Source organism: Mesorhizobium sp. B1-1-5 (assembly GCF_006443065.1).
Taxonomy (GTDB): domain Bacteria; phylum Pseudomonadota; class Alphaproteobacteria; order Rhizobiales; family Rhizobiaceae; genus Mesorhizobium.
Genome location: NZ_VFWS01000212.1, coordinates 1 through 3,400 on the forward strand (window position 1 = coordinate 1; position 3,400 = coordinate 3,400).

At 62.5% G+C, this 3,400-nt stretch carries 2 protein-coding genes; one reads left to right on the forward strand and one right to left on the reverse strand.

What is annotated here, in order from left to right; genetic code table 11:
• Positions 1–1,211 precede the first annotated feature (1,211 nt).
• The gene (locus FJ980_RS29450) at positions 1,212–1,997 is read right to left on the reverse strand and encodes an SDR family oxidoreductase (RefSeq protein ID WP_140547145.1); all 786 of its coding nucleotides are present in this window, start codon (positions 1,995–1,997) and stop codon (positions 1,212–1,214) included.
• Positions 1,998–2,165: 168 nt separating this feature from the next.
• On the opposite strand from FJ980_RS29450, the gene uxuA reads away from it, so the two are divergent.
• The gene (gene uxuA, locus FJ980_RS29460; protein ID WP_140547146.1) at positions 2,166–3,350 is read left to right on the forward strand and encodes a mannonate dehydratase; all 1,185 of its coding nucleotides are present in this window, start codon (positions 2,166–2,168) and stop codon (positions 3,348–3,350) included.
• Positions 3,351–3,400 lie beyond the last annotated feature (50 nt).

The window sequence follows — 3,400 nt, forward strand, 5'->3', positions numbered from 1 at the left end:
CCTGGACGAGACCGACATAGCCAATCCCAAACACCGTCAAATTCATTTGGTTCTATTCCTGTCAAAGGCCGGGCCGCGGTCCGGTAAGCTGGATATGCCGAAAAGGTGGGCTGTTCGACAACACTCCCGCGTCATATCCGCTCTTAGGACGCTGCCGACCAGAGCGGCCCGACAGTCCGCCGTTTTGGGGTGGATCGGGATGAACCGCCGGGCCTAACCGACTTTAAAAAAGTCGGCTGGCGGCCTCTATATCAACTCTGGCTAATGGTTACGCCCTTTGAACGAAGGACGTCGGGCAGCTCCTCTACTGCTCGGAGTGCTGCACCATCAGGAGAGGCAATGCTTCCCCTGATTAAAATTCGGCGTAACAAAGAGCCCGTGACCGAAGCCGATGGGCAGCTACTGGGTGCCCAGGAATGCGCAATCTGGCAACGTGTGCGGCAGGCGATTTGGCAACGAGGGAGAGCCCGCGCTGCTGCGCGAACAGCTGTGCCTTGTCCGTCAGTCGGACCCTGCGTGAGACCAACGTCTTACCCGGCAACTCATAGGTCCCGGCCACGAAACATCTTCCAGAGAAGTCCATTGGTGGGTGCTGGCGAGCATAGTCTCTTCATTGCCAGTTCGTGGATGCCCACCATCACCTGAGATGGGGGATCTGCATCAATCGGGGGGTGTTTTGATTGCCGATCCCAGAGAGCCTAAATCACGAATATCTCAGATTTGATTGTCCAAGATGCCAGCATCCAATCATCCGGAAGGGCTCATGGTTCAAGGTCATTGCCACTTTCAGATGCCCCCCAATGCAACACGGCGCTGCGGCTGGGATATCCTGAAAGGTTACGCATTTTCGAGACTCACAGGCATCTAACAGACGGACCGCCAAATTGATGATTTAAAAAACCGCCGGAGCCAGCGGGTGAAGGCGGTTGGCGTCGGCCGACGGCGCCGACTCGCGGCCCGATCCGACAGTCGGGGTGCAGCAACAGCACCGCTGACGCCGGACAAACCCACTGTTGCGGTTTTGCCGTTCTCGATTCCAAGCGACAAATCCTGAACAGGAGGGCCGGGCCGCGGATCTGAGCAGGTCGGCCGCAGCCCGTCACATGATGCCGAAGGTCTTGTAGGCATCCGCTGTGCTCATTCCCTCGCGGGGTAAATCGGAAAATGTCTTGAGTCAGCGACTCCCGGTAAGCCAAGCCCGATCTTCATGGTCATTTCACACCGATGCCGGCGGTCAACCCGCCGTCTATCTTGTAGTCCGCGCCGGTGCAGAAGCCGGCCTTGGAAGAGCACAGAAAGGCGATCAGCTCCGCCACTTCCTCGGGCTCGCCGATGCGGCCGAGGGGATGCGCCGCACCGAAGCGCCTGTAGGCTTCCTCGACATCGGCATCGCTGCCGTTGTCGCCGCGCGCGGCCTTCTCGAGGATCGGCGTGCGGATCGAGCCGGGGCTGACCGAATTGACCCGGATGCCTGCGGCCGCATAGTCGAGCGCCAGCGAACGCGTCAGCGTATGGATGGCGCCCTTGGTCGTGGCATAGGCGGCGACGTTCTGCTGGCAGGCGAAACCCTGCACCGAGGCGACGTTGACGACGGCGCCGCCGCCGCGCTTGATCATTTCCGGAATGCCGAAATGGGCGGTCAGATAGATCGAGCCGACATTGACCGTCATCGCCTTGTTCCAGGTTTCCCAGTCGGTCGTCGTCGCGGTTCCATAGGGATGGACCGCCGCCGAATTGACGATCACGTCGAGGCCGCCGAAACGCTCGACGCCCGCCGCGACGGCGTCTCGGACCTGGTCCGGCACGGAGACGTCGGTGTCCACGACCAGCGCGCCGGCCCCGGAGCTTTCCAACTGCGCTCGCATCGCGGCATTGGCCGAACGGTCGATGCCGCAGGCGACGATCGCAGCGCCCCCCGCGGCCAGGCGCCTGGCGGTTGCGAGACCGATCCCGGTCGTTCCGGTCACCAGCGCGACCTTGCCGTCAAAATCCTTCATTGCTGAACTCCTTTGGTCACGTCTCGGAAGCCGGCTTTTCCGGCAGGAGGCGCAGGGCGAAATCGAGATGGCGGCTCATCGGATAGGCGTAAGCCAGCCTGTCGCGCGCGTATTTGACTCTCGTTGTGGTCCAACAATAAGTTGCCCACCTCACAGAGGAAAGCGGCAATGGAACAGTGCTGGCGCTGGTATGGCCCGGGCGATCCGGTGACACTCGATCATGTCAAGCAGGCGGGTGCGACAGGCGTGGTCTCGGCCCTGCACGACATCTATGACGGGCGTGTCTGGCCGCTGGAAAACATCCTCGAGCGCAAGCGCATCATCGAGGCGGCGGGGCTGACCTGGTCGGTGGTCGAGAGCATTCCGGTCCACAACTCGATCAAGATCGGTTCGCCGGAGCGGCTCCGCTATGTCGGTTTCTACAAGGACACGATCCGCGCCCTGGCGAAGGCCGGTATCGCGACGATCTGCTACAATTTCATGCCGGTCGTCGACTGGACCCGCACCGATCTGGCCTACCGCTTGCCGACGACGGGTTACGCGCTGCGCTTCGATGCGATCGATTTCGCGGCTTACGATCTGTTCGTGCTGAAGCGCCGGAATGCCGAGGCCGGCTACACGCCTGCCCGCATCGCCGAGGCGGAAGCGCGGCTGGAGGAGCTCGGCGACGACAAGATCGACAGGATCGAGCGCAATCTCATCGCCGGCCTGCCGGCCACCGAGCGCGCCTACGACCGCGACAGCTTTCGCGAGGCCCTGGCTGACTACGATGCAATCGGGCCGAAGGAGTTGCGCGACAACCTCGCCTGGTTCCTGCGCGAGATCATTCCGGTGGCCGAGGAGGAGGGGGTGCGCATGTGCATCCACCCCGACGATCCGCCATTCTCGCTCTACGGCCTGCCGCGCATAGTCTCGACCGCCGAGGATGCGCGCTTCATCCTCAAGGTCGTCGACAGCCCGGCCAATGGCCTGACCTTCTGCACCGGCTCCTACGGCACGCGCGCCGACAACGACATCGTCGCCATGGTCAAGGAGTTCGGGGAGCGCATCCATTTCGTCCATTTGCGCAACGTCACCATCGAGGATGACGGCTCGTTCCACGAGGCCGAGCATCTCGAGGGCGGCACCGACATGGCGCACGTCATTCTCGCGCTGATGCAGGAGGAGGCGCGCCGCCGCAAGGAAGGCCGCGCCGACTGGTGCATTCCGATGCGGCCTGACCATGGGCATCTGCTCGCCGACGACATCGGCAAGAAAAGGATCAATCCCGGCTATTCGTTGATCGGCCGGCTCAAGGGCCTTGCCGAGCTGCGCGGCATCATGCGCGCCGTCGAGCGGTTCGGGCTGGCTTGACTTCCCGATGGTGTCGCCTTCGCGCCCGGCCCTTGAACCCATAAGGACAT

Bases quoted from the DNA above. Each gene is read 5' to 3' on its own strand.
- FJ980_RS29450 (WP_140547145.1), bottom strand. From the start codon at position 1,997: ATGAAGGATTTTGACGGCAAGGTCGCGCTGGTGACCGGAACGACCGGG.
- uxuA (WP_140547146.1), top strand. From the start codon at position 2,166: ATGGAACAGTGCTGGCGCTGGTATGGCCCGGGCGATCCGGTGACACTC.